Origin of the sequence: Paenibacillus algicola (genome assembly GCF_005577435.1) — a bacterium.
GTDB lineage: Bacteria > Bacillota > Bacilli > Paenibacillales > Paenibacillaceae > Paenibacillus_AQ > Paenibacillus_AQ algicola.
This window is the reverse complement of the sequence record NZ_CP040396.1, coordinates 2,687,643-2,702,245: the sequence shown is the minus strand read 5'-3', so window position 1 is coordinate 2,702,245 and position 14,603 is coordinate 2,687,643. Positions and strand designations below refer to the sequence as shown.

Genomic DNA, 14,603 nt, shown 5'->3' with positions numbered 1-14,603 from the left:
TTTGTATGATAAGGTTCGTCAAGTGAACTGTAAAGTATTTACCCTTGACGAGGGGGTGCTTTTACATGAGTCAGCCGACTCGGCTCGAGAAGACGAACCGGATTAATTTGCTCTTTGATTTCTATGAGCCACTGCTCACAGAGAAGCAGCAGATGTTTCTGAAGCATTACTTTCATGAAGACTTTTCCCTTGGCGAAATCGCCGCTGAATTTCAGATCAGCCGACAGGCTGTGTATGAGCATATCAAGCGTGCGGAGCAGGCGCTGGAGGTTTATGAAGACAAGCTGGGACTGCTGAGCAAGCATGAGTCCCGGACCAGAGCCATGGATCAGTTAAAGCGAACCTTAGAACAGAGTTCCCTCAATGACAGCGACAAGCAGGCTGCCAGAGAATGGATGAACGAATTGATGATATAATAGCAGCGTATCCCATCAAGAAAGGATGGAGGTGGAATTATGGCATTTGAAGGCTTGAGCAGCCGGCTGCAGAATGTGTTCAGCAAGCTGCGCGGCAAAGGCAAGGTTTCGGAGGAGGATGTGACCGAGGCTATGCGTGAGGTGCGCCTGGCTCTCCTGGAGGCAGACGTAAACTTCAAGGTCGTCAAGGAGTTTGTGGCGAAGGTGAAGGAGAAGGCTGTCGGCAAAGAGGTGATGGACAGCTTCACCCCGGGCATGGTTATTATCGACATCGTGAACAAGGAGCTCACGGAGCTGATGGGCGGAACTCAGTCCAAGCTCGCGAAGAGCAGCAAGCCGCCGACCGTCATTATGATGGCTGGTTTGCAGGGCGCGGGGAAGACGACGACAACCGGGAAGCTGGCCAAGCTCCTTCAGAAGCAGAACAGCCGGCCGCTGCTGGTAGCAGCAGATATTTATCGTCCGGCCGCCATTAAACAGCTCCAGGTTCTGGGGGAGCAGATTAAAGTGCCGGTGTTCTCGCTCGGAGACCAGACCAGTCCGGTAGAGATTGCCAGACAGGGTCTGCAGCACGCCAAGGATAATCATCATGATTATGTCATTATCGATACTGCAGGCCGACTGCATATTGACGCAGATCTGATGGAAGAGCTGAAGCAGATTCACAGTGAAGTGAAGCCGGATGAGGTGCTTCTCGTTGTGGATGCCATGACAGGTCAGGACGCGGTTAACGTGGCTGAGAGCTTTAACGCTCAGCTGACCTTGACCGGTGTCGTTCTGACGAAGCTGGACGGAGATACCCGCGGCGGAGCGGCGTTGTCTGTCAAGGCTGTGACCGGATGTCCGATCAAATTCGCCGCATTGGGCGAGAAGATCGATGCCTTGGAGCCGTTCCATCCGGAGCGGATGGCTTCGCGGATTCTGGGTATGGGCGATATGCTGTCTCTCATTGAGAAGGCACAGTCGAACATTGATACCGAGAAGGCCAAGGAAATGGAACGTAAGATGCGCAATGCGGAATTTACCTTCGAGGATTTCCTGGAGCAGATGGATCAGGTGAAGAAGCTCGGTCCACTGGATCAGCTGATGGACATGATTCCGGGCATGGGCAAGATGAAGCAGACTAAGGATTTGAAGGTGGATGAGAAGCAGATGGGCCGCATTGAGGCGATCGTGCATTCCATGACCACAGAAGAAAAGCAGCAGCCGGACATTATTAACCACAACCGCCGCAAGCGGATCGCGGCCGGTAGCGGCACTTCGCTGGCGGAGGTCAACCGCTTGATCAAGCAGTTCGATGAAATGCGCCGTGTGATGAAGCAGTTTTCGGATATGATGGGCCCTAAGGGCGGCAAGAACAAGGCGATGAAGCAATTGAAGAGCTTGACAGGTGGTAAAGGCATGAAGTTCCCGTTCCGTTGATTTTGGCGTGACAGGAGGATATTTTTTGAAGGAGGTGAATGTTCAAAATGGCAGTACGTATTCGTCTGAAACGTATGGGTGCTCACAAGGCCCCTTTCTACCGCGTGGTGGTATCGGATTCCCGTTCCCCGCGTGACGGCCGCTTTATCGAGGAAATCGGCTACTACAATCCGGTTGCTCAACCGGCTGAAGTAAAGATTGATGAGGAAAAAGCGCTGAAATGGCTTCAAAACGGTGCGCAAGCATCGGATACCGTTCGCAACCTGCTCAGCAAAGCAGGCGTAATGAAAGCATTCCATGAATCCAAGAACCAGAAATAAGTTGGATCGTGAGGGTTATCTATGGAAGAATTAGTTCGCGTTATTGCTAAGGCTTTGGTGGATCATCCGGAAGATGTAGCCGTCACGGCGGTGGACAAAGGCAATCTGGTCGTTTATGAGCTGAGTGTGCATCCTGACGATGTCGGGAAGGTTATCGGCAAGCAAGGCCGGATCGCCAAGTCCCTCCGAACGGTGGTTGCATCGGCAGCCGTGAAAATAGACAAGCGGGTTACCGTGGACATTATCTCTTGATTGCCGGTCACAGTCAGGCTTCTAAGAATATCATCTCGGCAGTCAAGTGGTTTTTGCGGTCTAAGCGTTCTTTCTACAAGAGATACATGGGCATTTTCTTAAAAATATACGAAAGGGGGTTAGGATGCATGTCCTAGCCCCTTTTCGTACATGCTGAAGAAATCATAATAATATCAGAATGATTATTTTTACCAGGCAGGAGGATTATGATGGCACCAAAGTTGTTTACTGTAGGCAAAATTGTAAATACCCACGGCATCAAGGGTGAGCTGAAGGTGGTTTCTCACAGTGATTTTGCAGAGCAGCGGTTTGCCAAGAACAGCCAGCTATATATCGTATCTCCCCGGGGCGGTGCTCCGCTACCGGTCACCGTGGATACCTCACGGGTGCATAAGAATATGTACATGGTGAAATTTAAGGAAATTGATGGGATTAATGAAGCGGAGAAATACAAAGAGAGCCTGCTGAAAATTGACGAAGCCCTGCAGGAAGAGCTGCCGGACAACGAATATTATTTTCACGAGATTATTGGCTGCAAGGTCATTACAGATGAAGATCCCCCTCAGGAGCTGGGCGTAATTACGGAAATTCTTACCCCGGGGGCCAATGATGTGTGGGTGGTGAAGACCCCGAACGGGAAGGAGCTGCTGCTTCCATCTATTCCTGATGTCGTGCTGGAGGTAGACAAGACCAGCAAGCAGGTACGGGTGCACCTGATGGAAGGGCTGTTATAGGATGAAGGTAGATGTACTGACATTGTTCCCGGAGATGTTTACCGGAGTATTCGGGACAAGCATCCTGGGAAAAGCGGCCGAAAAGGGAATCGTATCTCTCCAGGCTATTAATTTCCGCGACTATGCCGGCAATAAGCACGGCCAGGTGGATGACACGCCTTACGGCGGCGGCGGGGGGATGGTGCTGAAGCCGGACGCAATTTTCGCAGCGGTAGAGGCTTTGCAGCAGTCTTCTTCCCCGGCGCGGATTATTCTGCTCTGTCCTCAAGGGCAGCCCTTTACGCAGTCTAAGGCAGAGGAGCTGTCCAAGGAGGATCATTTGGTGTTTATATGCGGACACTATGAAGGCTATGATGAGCGCATTCGTAAGCATCTGGTGACTGACGAGCTGTCCATTGGGGATTACGTGCTTACCGGGGGAGAGCTGCCGGCGATGGTGATGATTGATTCAGTCGTCCGTCTGCTTCCCGGTGTGCTGGGCAATGAATCCTCGGCGATCACAGACTCCTTCAGTACAGGGCTGCTGGAGTATCCGCATTATACGCGTCCCGCAGAGTTCCGGGGCTGGAAGGTGCCGGATGTGCTGCTTAGCGGCCATCACGCTCATATTGAGACCTGGCGCCGGGAGCAGGCATTGAGACGCACCTGGGAGCGTCGTCCGGAGCTTTTGGAGAAGCTGGAGCTGTCCCCAAAGGATTTGAAGTTTCTGGCTGCCTTGAAGGCGGAAGAGCAGAATCAGCAGAATGAATAGAAAAGAGCCGGGTTCCGGGCTGCTGCAAAAGTATCATCGTTTTAGCAAAATATGATTCAGCTTCCTCGTATGGTGCAAGTAATCAGCAGGTGGGTAATATACTTTTGCAGATGCTTCACCACACTAGGAGGAAAATAAGATGAACGAGAATCAATCCATGAACGAAGCCTATACATCCGCGAAGCCGAAGGAAGACACGTCTTTTCAGTCGGTAGATGATATTTTAGCCTATTATGGCGATCTTCACGGAAGAGACTATAGCGTGCCTGATAAAAGCTCCCGCTAGGGATCATTCACGATCAACGCGTCAGAGTCCGTATTGAAGATGGACGGATATTACAAATGAACAGTGCCGTAAGAGATGCTCTCGTCTCTTTGGCACTTTTTATATGTTTTAATACATTAATAGTTGATTTCGCAATATAGATGTGGTAAAATTCTTTTGTTGTGAATACGGTGGTCCGCTGCAAATGATGATGGAAGACAAACGGTTTTCCGGAAGAGGCAAGAACGCCTGTGTGAGAGGAGGGAGTCCTAGATGAATATCGTTCAAGCGATTACTCAAGAGCAACTTCGCAGTGATATTCCGAGCTTTCGTCCTGGCGACACTTTAAAAGTGCACGTTAAGGTTATCGAGGGATCTCGGGAGCGTATCCAGCTGTTCGAAGGTGTTGTGATTAAGCGTCGCGGTGGCGGAATCAGTGAGACTTTTACAGTACGTAAAGTGTCTTACGGTGTAGGTGTGGAAAGAACTTTCCCCATCAACTCGCCTAAAATCGAGAAAATCGAAGTGGCTCGCCGTGGTAAAGTGCGTCGTGCGAAGCTTTATTATCTTCGTGAACTGCGCGGTAAAGCAGCGAGAATTAAAGAAATTCGTCGTTAATCATCAGACGATCAGAAAAGGGCTTGTTATACAAGCCCTTTTTGTATATTTCAGATACATAGGTGTCCGTGAAACATCATGGCAGGAGGACGGTGAATTATGCAGGAATCCAATCAGGATGCTGTCAGCTCCCATCAAGCTGGCAAGCCGAAGGCCAAGAATGAGCTGCTGGAATGGATCAAGGCCCTTCTCATTGCGTTGATTCTGGTGGTTCTCATTCGCTGGCTGCTTTTTAAACCCTTTGTGGTGCAGGGGCCGTCCATGGAGCCCACCTTTGTCTCCAATCAAAAGCTGATAGTCAACGAGATTTTGTACGATATACGCAAGCCGGAGCGTGGTGAGGTCATCGTCTTTCATGTTCCATCCGAGGGCAGAGACTTTATCAAGCGAGTGATTGCGGTGGCGGGAGATACGGTGAAGGTGGAAGGCGACCAAGTGCTTGTAAACGGAAAGCCTGTGGAGGAAAGCTACATCCAGGAAGCGGTCGATGCAGCAAATGCTGAAGGACGGCTGTACAATCCAGTGACGAATTTCCCGAATGAATATGTTTCTGAAGATACAGTGCCGGAAGGGCACGTTTTTGTTCTTGGCGATAACCGCTCGAACAGCACGGACAGCCGTATGATCGGCTTTGTACCGCTGGGGGATATCGTCGGACGAGCTGATGTTATTTTCTGGCCGCTGAAGGACATCGGATTTATTAGCCAATAGAGGGGTATAGTACTCCTAAAGCAGCAGGATTGTGAGGTGGTCACAGCATGGCGATTCAATGGTTTCCGGGACATATGACCAAGGCACGGCGCCAAATCGAGGAGAAGCTCAAGCTGATTGATTGTGTTATTGAATTGATCGACGCTAGATTGCCCTTGTCCAGTCGAAACCCGATGATCGATGATATTTTACAAGGAAAGCCGCGGCTGATTCTAATGAATAAAGCCGATCTGGCGGATCCGGAAGTGACCCGGCAGTGGATTCAGTATTTCAAGGAAGCCGGAACTCCGGCATTCCCGATTTATGCAGCTACCGGAACCGGGGTCAAGGACATCCCGGGTCAGGTGAAGCTTCTCTTGAAAGAGAAGATTGACCGGCAGATTGCCAAGGGTATGATTCCCCGGGCCATGCGGGTGCTTATTGTAGGCATTCCGAACGTAGGCAAGTCTACACTGATTAATCGTCTTGCAGGGCGCAGTATCGCCTTGACGGGTGACCGGCCAGGTGTGACAAAAGGACAGCAATGGATCAAGGTGACCGGCGGAGAAATGGAGCTGCTGGATACCCCGGGTATTCTGTGGCCGAAGTTTGAGGATCAGAACGTTGGATATCGGCTGGCCGTGACCGGAGCGATTAAGGAAGAAATATTAAATGTGGAAGATATCGCGTTTTTTGCGGTGAAATACTTCTCCAGATATTACTGGGAACCGATGAGTGAACGTTTTGATCTGAAGCGCCGTCCGGAGGATTTCGAGGATGGCGATCAAATCGTGACCGTAATGGAAGATATCGGACGCAAACGGGGCTGCATTGTCAGCGGCGGCCGAGTGGATCTGGAGAAAGCCTCCAGCCTCTTTTTGAGAGAGCTGCGGGCAGGCAAGATGGGACGCTTCTCGATGGAAGCCCCTTATTAATAGAATGCTGAAATATGGCCGCTGCCTTGCTTCGCGAGGTGGCGGCTGTTTTGTTGTGCACCCTTATGCTCTCGTCTCATTGTCAGAAGGTAGTAGAACCTTTCCGTTAAAATAGATGCAAACCTGTGTTAAGCTAGTAAGTAGCCCGCATGAAGGCGCTAGATTAGAAAAGCTTGAGAGAGTAGGCGTTCAAGAATGAAAAAAAGAGCGGAAAACAGCAAAGGTGAAGCAGTTGATCTGCTGGCCTATGAAAAAGAATACGGAGATCGTTATGTACATATAGCAGGCATTGATGAGGTAGGGCGCGGCTGCTTATTCGGAGACGTCGTTGCGGCGGCGGTGATTCTTCCACAAGGACTGCTCATGGAAGGGATCAACGATTCGAAGAAGCTGACTGCCAAAAAAAGAGAGGTGCTTTACGAGCAAATTATGGAGGAGGCTCTGGCAGTCGGTGTGGGACGCGTGGATGCGGCGAGGATTGATGAGATCAATATCAAGCAGGCGGCAAGAGAAGCGATGAAGCTGGCTCTGGATGCACTGCAGGTGCAGCCTCAGTTTCTGCTCGTAGATGCAGAGCATGTTGACAGCCGCATCCCGCAGCTGGCGATCGTCAAAGGCGACGCCCGCAGCCAGTCTATAGCGGCAGCTTCCATTGTAGCGAAGGTAATCCGGGACCGGCTCTGTGAGCAGGAATGGGAGCAGGCTTATCCGGAATATGGCATTGCTGTTCACAAAGGCTATGCCACGAAGCAGCACCGGGAGCAAATCTTGCTGCACGGACCGACGGCAATGCATCGGCGAAGCTTTTTGAAAAACATAGAAGCGGAGCAGCTGGCCTTATTCTGAAGACGGCAGCAGCCCTTTCCAAAAGGGAGGCTGCTGCCGATATATAGGTAAACGAAATGTTTGGAGGTTTGGGGCGTGAACATCGGATCTTTAATTCGCGGACTGCTCGGAGAGCAAAAGCCGGGAGATGCCAAAGCCTTGGAGATGAAGCCCGGCCAGGTTGTCAGAGGCTTGATTGTTCATGTTTCAGAGGATAGCCAGGAAGCGGTCGTGCAAATTCAAGGGGTGCATGTCAAAGCCCGTCTGGAGGCTAATTTGCGTCCGGGAGAATCAGCGATGCTGCAGGTACAGCAGCCAGGCGCAGACGGTGCCATCGTGCTGAAGCCGTTTACAGGTCAGGGAGCAGCCCTGACCACAGCCTCCATAGCAGATTTACTGCGGCAGGCGGGTCTGCCGGATACGCCAGAGGTGCGTGAAATTCTGCGCAGCATTCAGCATGCGGGAGTAACCTTGAATAAGGAGAATGTTACGGTACTGAAGGAAGCCTTGGCGCTCAGGCCGATACAGCTTCCGGCCGCAGAATGGGCTGAGTCGGCTGCGATCGCTCTACAGCGCGGCTTACCCGTAACCCGGGAAAGCGTAATAAGCCTGCATCAGGCTGTGTTCGGCCCTCCGCTGCACCAGCTGCTTCAGGACGTGGAGCAGCAGCTGAGGACGGCTGTAAATCAGCTTCAGCAGCAGGCAGGGGCGGCTGGTGGCAGTGCAACGACAGGAGCGGTGGCTGGCGGTAGTGCGCTGACGGGACAGGTGTCTGGCGGTAGTGCGACGGCGGGAGCGATGGCTGGGGGGAATGCGCTGACGGGAGCGGTGGCTGGCGGGAATGCGCCAGCGGGAGCGGTGACTGGTGGGAATGTGCTGACGGGAGCGGTGGCTGGCGGGAATGCGGCAGCGGGAGCGGTGACTGGCGGCAGTGCGCAAGCGGGAGCGGTGGCTGGTGGCAGTGCGCAAGCGGGAGCGGTGGCTGGTGGGAATGCGGCAGCGGCCCTGCTGGCAAAGCTGCAGGGCCTGCTTCAGGAGCTGCGCAGCGAGCATGCGCAGCAGGGACCTACGGCCGGCGGCACTGCCGCGCCGGGCCCAGCGCCCTCCACCCTCACGGCAGAGCCGTGGGTGGGGCGGCTCTTAAAGCTGCTCGGTGCAGAGCACGAGCAGCAAGTGCTGCGCGGCGGCAGCGCGCCCGCGCAAGCGGCGCCAAGCGCCGCAGCGGGCGCCGCGCCAAGCGCCGCAGCGGGCGCTGCGCCAAGCGCCGCAGCGAGCGCCGCGCCAAGCGCCGCCGCGGGCGCTGCGCCAAGCGCCGCCGCGCCAAGCGCCGCCGCGCCAAGCGCCGCCGCGCCAAGCGCCGCCGCGAGCGCCGCGTCAAGCGCCGCCGCGAGCGCCGCGTCAAGCGCCGCCGCGAGCGCCGCGCCAAGCGCCGCAGCGGGCGCTGCGCCAAGCGCCGCAGGAGGCGCCGCGCCAAGCGCCGCAGGAGGCGCTGCGCCAAGCGCCGCCGCGGGCGCCGCGCCAAGCGCCGCAGGAGGCGCCGCGCCAAGCGCCGCCGCGGGCGCCGCGCCCAGTTCGCCGCTGATGCCTCCCGTCCTCACCGGAGCCGGTACACAGCCTGGAAGCGAAATCCAGGAGACGGTAAAGGGGCTGCTGCTGCAGCTCTCGGCAGCGGATTTGCCGCCGGCATTCAAGGAAGCAGCACAGCAGTTATTGCAGCATTTGACCGGCCAGCAGCTATTGCTGAATACAGATCGCACGGCGCCTTTTGCCCAGATCACAATGTTCATTCCTCTTCATGGTCCGGACGGTGAGCAGACTGCAGCCGTCCATGTGCAGTCGAGGCGGGGCCGCAAGGGCGAGCTGGATCATCATAATTGCCGGCTATGGTTTGATCTGAACATGAACACACTGGGACACACTGTGATTGACGTGCAGGTCGTAGACAATATCGTGAGTATCCAGATGAAAAATAATGAGCCTTGGGCGGAGGAGCTGTTCCAATCCGGGCGTCAGGAGCTGGCACAGTCGGTTGAAGACATCGGATATCAGCTGCTGAGCATGAAAACGACTCCATTTCCGGAAATTACTCCGGCTTCAGACAAATCTCAGAGCCGTGTTGCAGATGAATATACACCGGATATTTACAAAGGAGTGGATCTGAAAATATGAAGGACCTCTCCTCAGAAGCTCCCGCATCGCTCAAAAAAGCCGTAGCTTTAAAATACAGTCCAGGTGACAGTGAAGCGCCAGTCGTCACTGCCAAAGGACAGGGAAAGCTGGCCGATACAATTCTGGAACGGGCCAGAGAGCATGGCGTCCCGGTGCAGGAGGACGCAGCCTTGGTAGAGGTACTCTCCAAGCTGGATCTGGATCAGCAAATTCCTCCAGAGCTGTACCAGCTGGTTGCCGAGGTGCTGACCTATGTGTACCGGGCGGAGACTAAAGCCAGGGAGGGGCGAATCCATGAATCCTAATGGAGAGCCTGTCAAAGCCACCAGGCAGCAAAAAGGAGCAGCCGCAGAGCAGGCCGCAGCATGGTATTTACACACACTAGGCTATACAATCCGCGAGCGAAACTGGCGCTGCCGTTATGGGGAACTGGATCTGATCGTATCCTCCCCGAAAGGAGATACCCTGGTGTTTGTGGAGGTTCGAAGCCGCAGCAGCAAAGGGATCTTCGGCACCCCAGCAGAATCTGTCAATATTCGAAAAATGCAGCAGGTTCGCGCCATTGCCGGCTATTACCTGCACTATAAAGGCGTCAATCCGGCACAGACACGCTTTGATGTTATTGCTGTATCGCTTCTGCCTGATTTGAGCACAGAGTCGCTGGAGCATATCCAGGATGCTTTTTAATTCCAGTCTGTCGTCAGATGTAGGATAGATTTTTTTTCATCCTCCGTATAAAAATGGTTTACAAAAACCTTTTCCAGGATTTAGAATAGACCTTAAGCAAGCAACAATCTGAGGGCCATGTTTACCATAGCACATCAGGTGCCTGGTACAACCCCGTCTCTTTCACAGAGGCGGGGTTGTTTTAATTTCTCTTCCTGAAGCCCCAAGGAGGAGTGAATCCAAGAACGTGAGCCGAATTCGCTTGCTTAGAGTAAGCAGTCAGTAAGTAGCCTGACATGAAAGGAGGCGCCGGACCACAATCATCACAGACACGGCTTCCATTTTGCGCAAACGTTTGAACTAATGGAGGTTCCTCAACGAGAAAAGGAGAGTGACCATTGACGACATCATCAGTCATTGAGAGGCTGGACGGCTTTAAGGCGAAGCTTTTGAACAATGAAAGGCGTATTTTTGTGTATTTGCCGCCAGGCTATCATTATGATCGAAGCAGACGCTATCCGGTGCTGTATATGCATGCTGGTCAGCGAGCGTTCGAGCCCGCTTCACCTGGCACCGAGGCATGGTATATTCATGCGGCGGCGGACCGGCTCATGGAGCAAGGGTATATAGACGGCTTGATTATTGTTGGTATTGCTCACCTGCGCCCGCTCACGCATAACGAGTTCTATCACTATAAAGCGCCGGAGAGCGAAGCAGGGCATATAGGGTGCTCCGGACTTCAATATGAGGATTTTATTATTAACGATCTCAAGCCTTATATTGACAGCCATTATCGAACGTTAAGGGATTCATCTAACACAGGGTTAATTGGAGCTTCGGCGGGAGGGCTATCGACTTATCATATCGGCATGCGACGGCCGGACGTGTTCGGCAAGCTGATCATGATGTCCCCGTATTTTGTCAAACCGACCCTGCATACAGATCCGGAACCATTTCTTGAGGAGGAGGTACTGGTTCTCGAAAAAGACAGCAAGCCGGACGTCTCCATGTGGATGGATATCGGGGATGCAGAGGGCCTGTTTCTTCCCTCTCAGGTGCGCAGCATTGTGACCCGTTGTATGGAGCGTGGCAGCCGGTACATGGAGGATATTGCTTATCTGGAAGAGCCAGAAGCCGCCCATCAGGAGAAAGATTGGGGAGATCGGGTACATATTCCGCTCCTTTACATGTTCGGCAGAATAGGTAATCCGTCAAGTCTAATGCTGCATGGTCGGGACCAGATCGGTTTGGACGGGACAGGCTCGGTGATGAACGGCGTGCTTCGTTACGACAGCGGCTTTGCCGTCAGCGTCCTGGACGGGCAATATACCTCATCAGATCCCCAAGTGCTGCAGGTCGGACCTTATGGTGAGCTAAAGCCACAGAAACCGGGGACATCTGAGATCACGCTCAGTACCCGGGGACTGACCGCCACCAAAATAATTACCGTCATCCCTCAGCTTCCAAACTTTGTCACCATCCATATCAGCGCCCAGGCGCCTGTTGAAGAGCAGCCTGCGGCGAGCATTTACGGCGGGATGGGAATGAAGCTGGATTATACCGGTGAAGGCCGATATGAGGGGAGCTTCAAGGTTCCACGGAATGCAGGCTTCCATTTTCGGTTTACACGAGGCTTCCGTCGCTTTGAAACGGGGAAGCAGGGACAAGTCATGACCAATCGAAGACTGCGCGCGGATCAGGATCTGAAGCTGCATTATACAATTTCGGGATGGGACAGCTTCATGAATAGAGCATCCATCGAAAAGGGGGCAGAGCATGAACCGTCAAATACCATCTTTTAATCCGGTCATGGAGATCCCTTATTACTATCCTTGCCATTTTCCACTGATTCATGAGGTACTGCAGCGACAGGGATGTCACAGCAGCCTCAGTCTGCTGGCAAATTCGCGGCTGTACGGCCTGCCCTCCTGCTCCAGTGAGGGTCTGGTCAAAACCTATCATCACAAGCTGAATTATGGTGAGCCGGTATGGAGGATGAAATCGCGCAGAGAGCTGCCCGGTTTTCAAGAGGGCCTTGGCGAGATTAAGCGCTGTATCGACCGCGGGGAGCTGTTTCTGGCGACTGGCAGCAGCTATTATCTGCCTTACTGCGACGACTATATGAATCCCAATTACATTGAAAAGCTGGTCCAGCCGCAGTCCCGGCTGTATCTGGTCGATCATTGGCTGGCTGTTTACGGAATCAAAGAAGACGAGCTGCTCGTATATGATCCTGTCCCGGCAAAATATCAGGGCAGTATTTCTATGGAGAACTTTCAGGCGTTCTGGAGAGGCAACAAATGCATCCCTGAGCTTGCAGCTGCCAAAAAGAAAGAAGAGCTCTACACCTATTCCACCCTGGATATTGAAGCGGATGAAGGGCTGCATGCCCAAGGATATCTGGACATTTTACTGCAAACCGCTGCAACCACTGTGCAGGAATTTATGGCCGGCCGCGAGGTCCATCAGGGGGGCCGCACGTATTTCTTTGGCCAGCGTGTCACCCGCGAGCTGCTGAATCAGCTGCACAGCTTAAGCGAGAATGATGAGAATGGGTTGAGGCTTGCAGCGGCATTTACCTTTGATATGAGATGGAGCCGGTATTTTTTTCGCGATTTAATGCTGGAGATTGCTTCTGTTGCAGGGTCGCCTTTTACAGAACTGACCTCACGGTATGAACATCTGCTTTCCAGCTGGGAGCAGGCACACAAGCTGCTGCAGCTCAAGCACAGTCTGCGCCGTCCCGGATGGCTGCAGCCCGCGCGGCAGACCATCCAGCAGTTGGCGGAGGATGAGCTGCGCTGGTTTGAGGAAATGGGAAGGGTCTTGAAGCACCGAGGTCATTTTCAGCAATGGAGTACGGATGCAGAGGCGAAAGATTTGGACAAGCCGGCGTTAACCCGAATTATTCTGGACAGCTGTGCAGAAATGAACCGCTATCAGAATACAGGCATCCCCGTAGAGTGCGGGCTTCAAACACCGCTCTATGGCCGGGATGGCAAGCTGGATTCCTTAGGCCTGGTTACCTTGCTAGTGGCTGTGGAGCAAAGTATTGAAGAAGAATTTGAGGTCAGTCTGTCGTTATCGGAGCTGGCCGCTGCTTCGCAGAATGAGAATCCATTTCAATCCGTGGCCTCCTTGGCAGGCTATGTCAGCCGGCAGCTGTCTTTGCAGAGGGAGGAAAGCCATCATGGAGTGTGAGGAGCTGCTGCAGCGGTTCACCCGCTGGAAGGAACGACCGGCTTTAGTTTGCAATGATGAAATATACACGTATGGCTGGCTGCTTCAGAACATACATTTCATCGGCCAGCAGGTTCAAATGAAGGGGATGGCAGGCTCCATAGTAACGCTGGAAGAGCCATATTCCCCCGAGGCTGTCGCCGCTCTCCTTGCACTCTGGAAGATGAACTGCATTACTGCGGTAATGGATGCACAGCTCCCGGAAGCCAAGCGGATCGAATATGCGGTTCTAACACAGGCTGCATTTCGCTGCAGCGCCGGGCGGGAAGGGCTTCTTGCCCTGGAGGCTCCGGGATTCACGGTGACCCATCCGCTGCTCCTTCAGCTGCAAAGAGAAGAAAGCGGGGGCTTGATTATTTTTTCATCCGGCTCTTCCGGCGCGAGCAAAGCTGCAGTGCACCGGACATCGGCCCTGTTATCCAAGTATGAGCGGGAGGGAAGAGCACTCAAGACGATTCCCTTCATGCTTCTGGATCATATCGGCGGGATGAATACGATGCTCCGAACGCTAAGCAGCGGCGGCACCTTGTATATTTTGAAGGACCGCTCTCCATCAGAAGTGTGCCGAACCATTGAACAGCACCGCATTCAGGCGCTGCCGGTCTCTCCCACCTTCATGAATCTCCTTCTCATGAGTAAAACGTACGAGGCGTATGATCTGTCAAGTCTAGAGGTGGTATCCTACGGATCCGAGGTGATGCCGCCCTCAACACTAAAAGCCTGGCATCAGGCCTTTCCTGGGGTCAAGACGAATCAGGCCTATGGCATGTCTGAGCTGGGAGTACTGCCGACACGCTCTGCCGGCTCAGAAGGATTAGCTTTTTCTATACAAAGCGAGCAGGTGAAGTACCGGATTGTGGATGGATTATTGGAAGTCAAATCCCCCTGGACCATGATGGGGTATTTAAATGCACCGGATCCCTTTACGACTGACGGCTGGTTGAAGACGGGGGATGAAGTTTTAGAGGAAGAGGGCTTTATCCGGATTCTGGGCCGGCGTTCAGAAATGATCAATGTCGGGGGCGAAAAGGTGTACCCGGCGGAGGTGGAGGATGTGCTTCAGCAGCTTCCCTTTGTAGAAGCAGCCGTAGTCAGCGGAGAGGCCAGTGGAATTACGGGACAGCTGATCAAGGCCACGCTCTCGCTCCGGGAAGAGATGAAGCTTGCCGAGCTGCGCCAGAAGGTATGGGAGCATTGCAGAGATCGGCTTCCTGCTTACAAAATACCGCAAAAAATTGTGATCGCCGAGCATTCACTGACCGGAAGCCGGATGAAGAAGCTCCGTAACCTATAATCCTTA

The 14,603-nt window shown here is 53.4% G+C and carries 17 protein-coding genes; all 17 read left to right on the top strand.

Annotated elements, in window-relative coordinates; genetic code table 11:
* Positions 1 to 65 precede the first annotated feature (65 nt).
* Entirely contained in the window at positions 66 to 416 is a 351-nt protein-coding gene (gene ylxM, locus E6C60_RS12535) for a YlxM family DNA-binding protein (RefSeq protein WP_138226155.1), read from the top strand.
* Between the two features lie 39 nt (positions 417 to 455).
* Positions 456 to 1,838 (top strand): signal recognition particle protein, encoded by a 1,383-nt coding sequence (gene ffh / locus E6C60_RS12530; protein ID WP_138226154.1) that lies wholly within the window; start codon positions 456 to 458, stop codon positions 1,836 to 1,838.
* Between the two features lie 47 nt (positions 1,839 to 1,885).
* Complete coding sequence (gene rpsP, locus E6C60_RS12525; RefSeq protein ID WP_138226153.1) at positions 1,886 to 2,158, top strand: 30S ribosomal protein S16; 273 nt, start codon at positions 1,886 to 1,888, stop codon at positions 2,156 to 2,158.
* A gap of 21 nt (positions 2,159 to 2,179) precedes the next feature.
* Positions 2,180 to 2,410: a KH domain-containing protein gene (locus E6C60_RS12520; protein ID WP_138226152.1), complete on the top strand. Its 231-nt coding sequence runs from the start codon at positions 2,180 to 2,182 to the stop codon at positions 2,408 to 2,410.
* A 209-nt stretch (positions 2,411 to 2,619) separates the two neighbouring features.
* Positions 2,620 to 3,144: a ribosome maturation factor RimM gene (gene rimM, locus E6C60_RS12515; RefSeq protein WP_138227788.1), complete on the top strand. Its 525-nt coding sequence runs from the start codon at positions 2,620 to 2,622 to the stop codon at positions 3,142 to 3,144.
* A 1-nt stretch (position 3,145) separates the two neighbouring features.
* A complete protein-coding gene (trmD, locus tag E6C60_RS12510; protein ID WP_138226151.1) occupies positions 3,146 to 3,895 on the top strand; it encodes a tRNA (guanosine(37)-N1)-methyltransferase TrmD in 750 nt (249 codons plus the stop codon).
* Between the two features lie 139 nt (positions 3,896 to 4,034).
* The gene (locus E6C60_RS20955; RefSeq protein WP_175415286.1) at positions 4,035 to 4,181 is read left to right on the top strand and encodes a hypothetical protein; all 147 of its coding nucleotides are present in this window, start codon (positions 4,035 to 4,037) and stop codon (positions 4,179 to 4,181) included.
* 252 nt (positions 4,182 to 4,433) lie between these two features.
* A complete protein-coding gene (gene rplS, locus E6C60_RS12505) occupies positions 4,434 to 4,778 on the top strand; it encodes a 50S ribosomal protein L19 (protein WP_138226150.1) in 345 nt (114 codons plus the stop codon).
* Between the two features lie 96 nt (positions 4,779 to 4,874).
* Positions 4,875 to 5,489: a signal peptidase I gene (gene lepB, locus E6C60_RS12500; RefSeq protein ID WP_407669163.1), complete on the top strand. Its 615-nt coding sequence runs from the start codon at positions 4,875 to 4,877 to the stop codon at positions 5,487 to 5,489.
* 47 nt (positions 5,490 to 5,536) lie between these two features.
* Entirely contained in the window at positions 5,537 to 6,403 is an 867-nt protein-coding gene (ylqF, locus tag E6C60_RS12495) for a ribosome biogenesis GTPase YlqF (protein ID WP_138226148.1), read from the top strand.
* A gap of 195 nt (positions 6,404 to 6,598) precedes the next feature.
* Positions 6,599 to 7,249, top strand: a complete 651-nt coding sequence (locus E6C60_RS12490) for a ribonuclease HII (RefSeq protein WP_138226147.1) — start codon at positions 6,599 to 6,601, stop codon at positions 7,247 to 7,249.
* 75 nt (positions 7,250 to 7,324) lie between these two features.
* Positions 7,325 to 9,397, top strand: a complete 2,073-nt coding sequence (locus E6C60_RS12485; protein ID WP_138226146.1) for a M14 family metallopeptidase — start codon at positions 7,325 to 7,327, stop codon at positions 9,395 to 9,397.
* Positions 9,394 to 9,702 (top strand): EscU/YscU/HrcU family type III secretion system export apparatus switch protein, encoded by a 309-nt coding sequence (locus E6C60_RS12480; RefSeq protein WP_138226145.1) that lies wholly within the window; start codon positions 9,394 to 9,396, stop codon positions 9,700 to 9,702. The genes E6C60_RS12485 and E6C60_RS12480 overlap by 4 nt, the downstream gene beginning before the upstream one ends.
* Positions 9,692 to 10,084: a YraN family protein gene (locus tag E6C60_RS12475; protein WP_138226144.1), complete on the top strand. Its 393-nt coding sequence runs from the start codon at positions 9,692 to 9,694 to the stop codon at positions 10,082 to 10,084. Before E6C60_RS12480 ends, E6C60_RS12475 begins: the two co-directional genes overlap by 11 nt.
* Positions 10,085 to 10,461: 377 nt before the next feature.
* On the top strand, positions 10,462 to 11,865 hold the full coding sequence (locus E6C60_RS12470) for an alpha/beta hydrolase-fold protein (RefSeq protein WP_138226143.1): 1,404 nt from the start codon (positions 10,462 to 10,464) through the stop codon (positions 11,863 to 11,865).
* Complete coding sequence (locus E6C60_RS12465; protein ID WP_138226142.1) at positions 11,840 to 13,264, top strand: acyl carrier protein; 1,425 nt, start codon at positions 11,840 to 11,842, stop codon at positions 13,262 to 13,264. The genes E6C60_RS12470 and E6C60_RS12465 overlap by 26 nt, the downstream gene beginning before the upstream one ends.
* Positions 13,254 to 14,597: an ANL family adenylate-forming protein gene (locus E6C60_RS12460; RefSeq protein ID WP_138226141.1), complete on the top strand. Its 1,344-nt coding sequence runs from the start codon at positions 13,254 to 13,256 to the stop codon at positions 14,595 to 14,597. Before E6C60_RS12465 ends, E6C60_RS12460 begins: the two co-directional genes overlap by 11 nt.
* Positions 14,598 to 14,603 lie beyond the last annotated feature (6 nt).

Bases quoted from the DNA above. Each gene is read 5' to 3' on its own strand.
- ylxM (WP_138226155.1), top strand. From the start codon at position 66: ATGAGTCAGCCGACTCGGCTCGAGAAGACGAACCGGATTAATTTGCTC.
- ffh (WP_138226154.1), top strand. From the start codon at position 456: ATGGCATTTGAAGGCTTGAGCAGCCGGCTGCAGAATGTGTTCAGCAAG.
- rpsP (WP_138226153.1), top strand. From the start codon at position 1,886: ATGGCAGTACGTATTCGTCTGAAACGTATGGGTGCTCACAAGGCCCCT.
- E6C60_RS12520 (WP_138226152.1), top strand. From the start codon at position 2,180: ATGGAAGAATTAGTTCGCGTTATTGCTAAGGCTTTGGTGGATCATCCG.
- rimM (WP_138227788.1), top strand. From the start codon at position 2,620: ATGGCACCAAAGTTGTTTACTGTAGGCAAAATTGTAAATACCCACGGC.
- trmD (WP_138226151.1), top strand. From the start codon at position 3,146: ATGAAGGTAGATGTACTGACATTGTTCCCGGAGATGTTTACCGGAGTA.
- E6C60_RS20955 (WP_175415286.1), top strand. From the start codon at position 4,035: ATGAACGAGAATCAATCCATGAACGAAGCCTATACATCCGCGAAGCCG.
- rplS (WP_138226150.1), top strand. From the start codon at position 4,434: ATGAATATCGTTCAAGCGATTACTCAAGAGCAACTTCGCAGTGATATT.
- ylqF (WP_138226148.1), top strand. From the start codon at position 5,537: ATGGCGATTCAATGGTTTCCGGGACATATGACCAAGGCACGGCGCCAA.
- E6C60_RS12490 (WP_138226147.1), top strand. From the start codon at position 6,599: ATGAAAAAAAGAGCGGAAAACAGCAAAGGTGAAGCAGTTGATCTGCTG.
- E6C60_RS12480 (WP_138226145.1), top strand. From the start codon at position 9,394: ATGAAGGACCTCTCCTCAGAAGCTCCCGCATCGCTCAAAAAAGCCGTA.
- E6C60_RS12475 (WP_138226144.1), top strand. From the start codon at position 9,692: ATGAATCCTAATGGAGAGCCTGTCAAAGCCACCAGGCAGCAAAAAGGA.
- E6C60_RS12465 (WP_138226142.1), top strand. From the start codon at position 11,840: ATGAACCGTCAAATACCATCTTTTAATCCGGTCATGGAGATCCCTTAT.
- E6C60_RS12460 (WP_138226141.1), top strand. From the start codon at position 13,254: ATGGAGTGTGAGGAGCTGCTGCAGCGGTTCACCCGCTGGAAGGAACGA.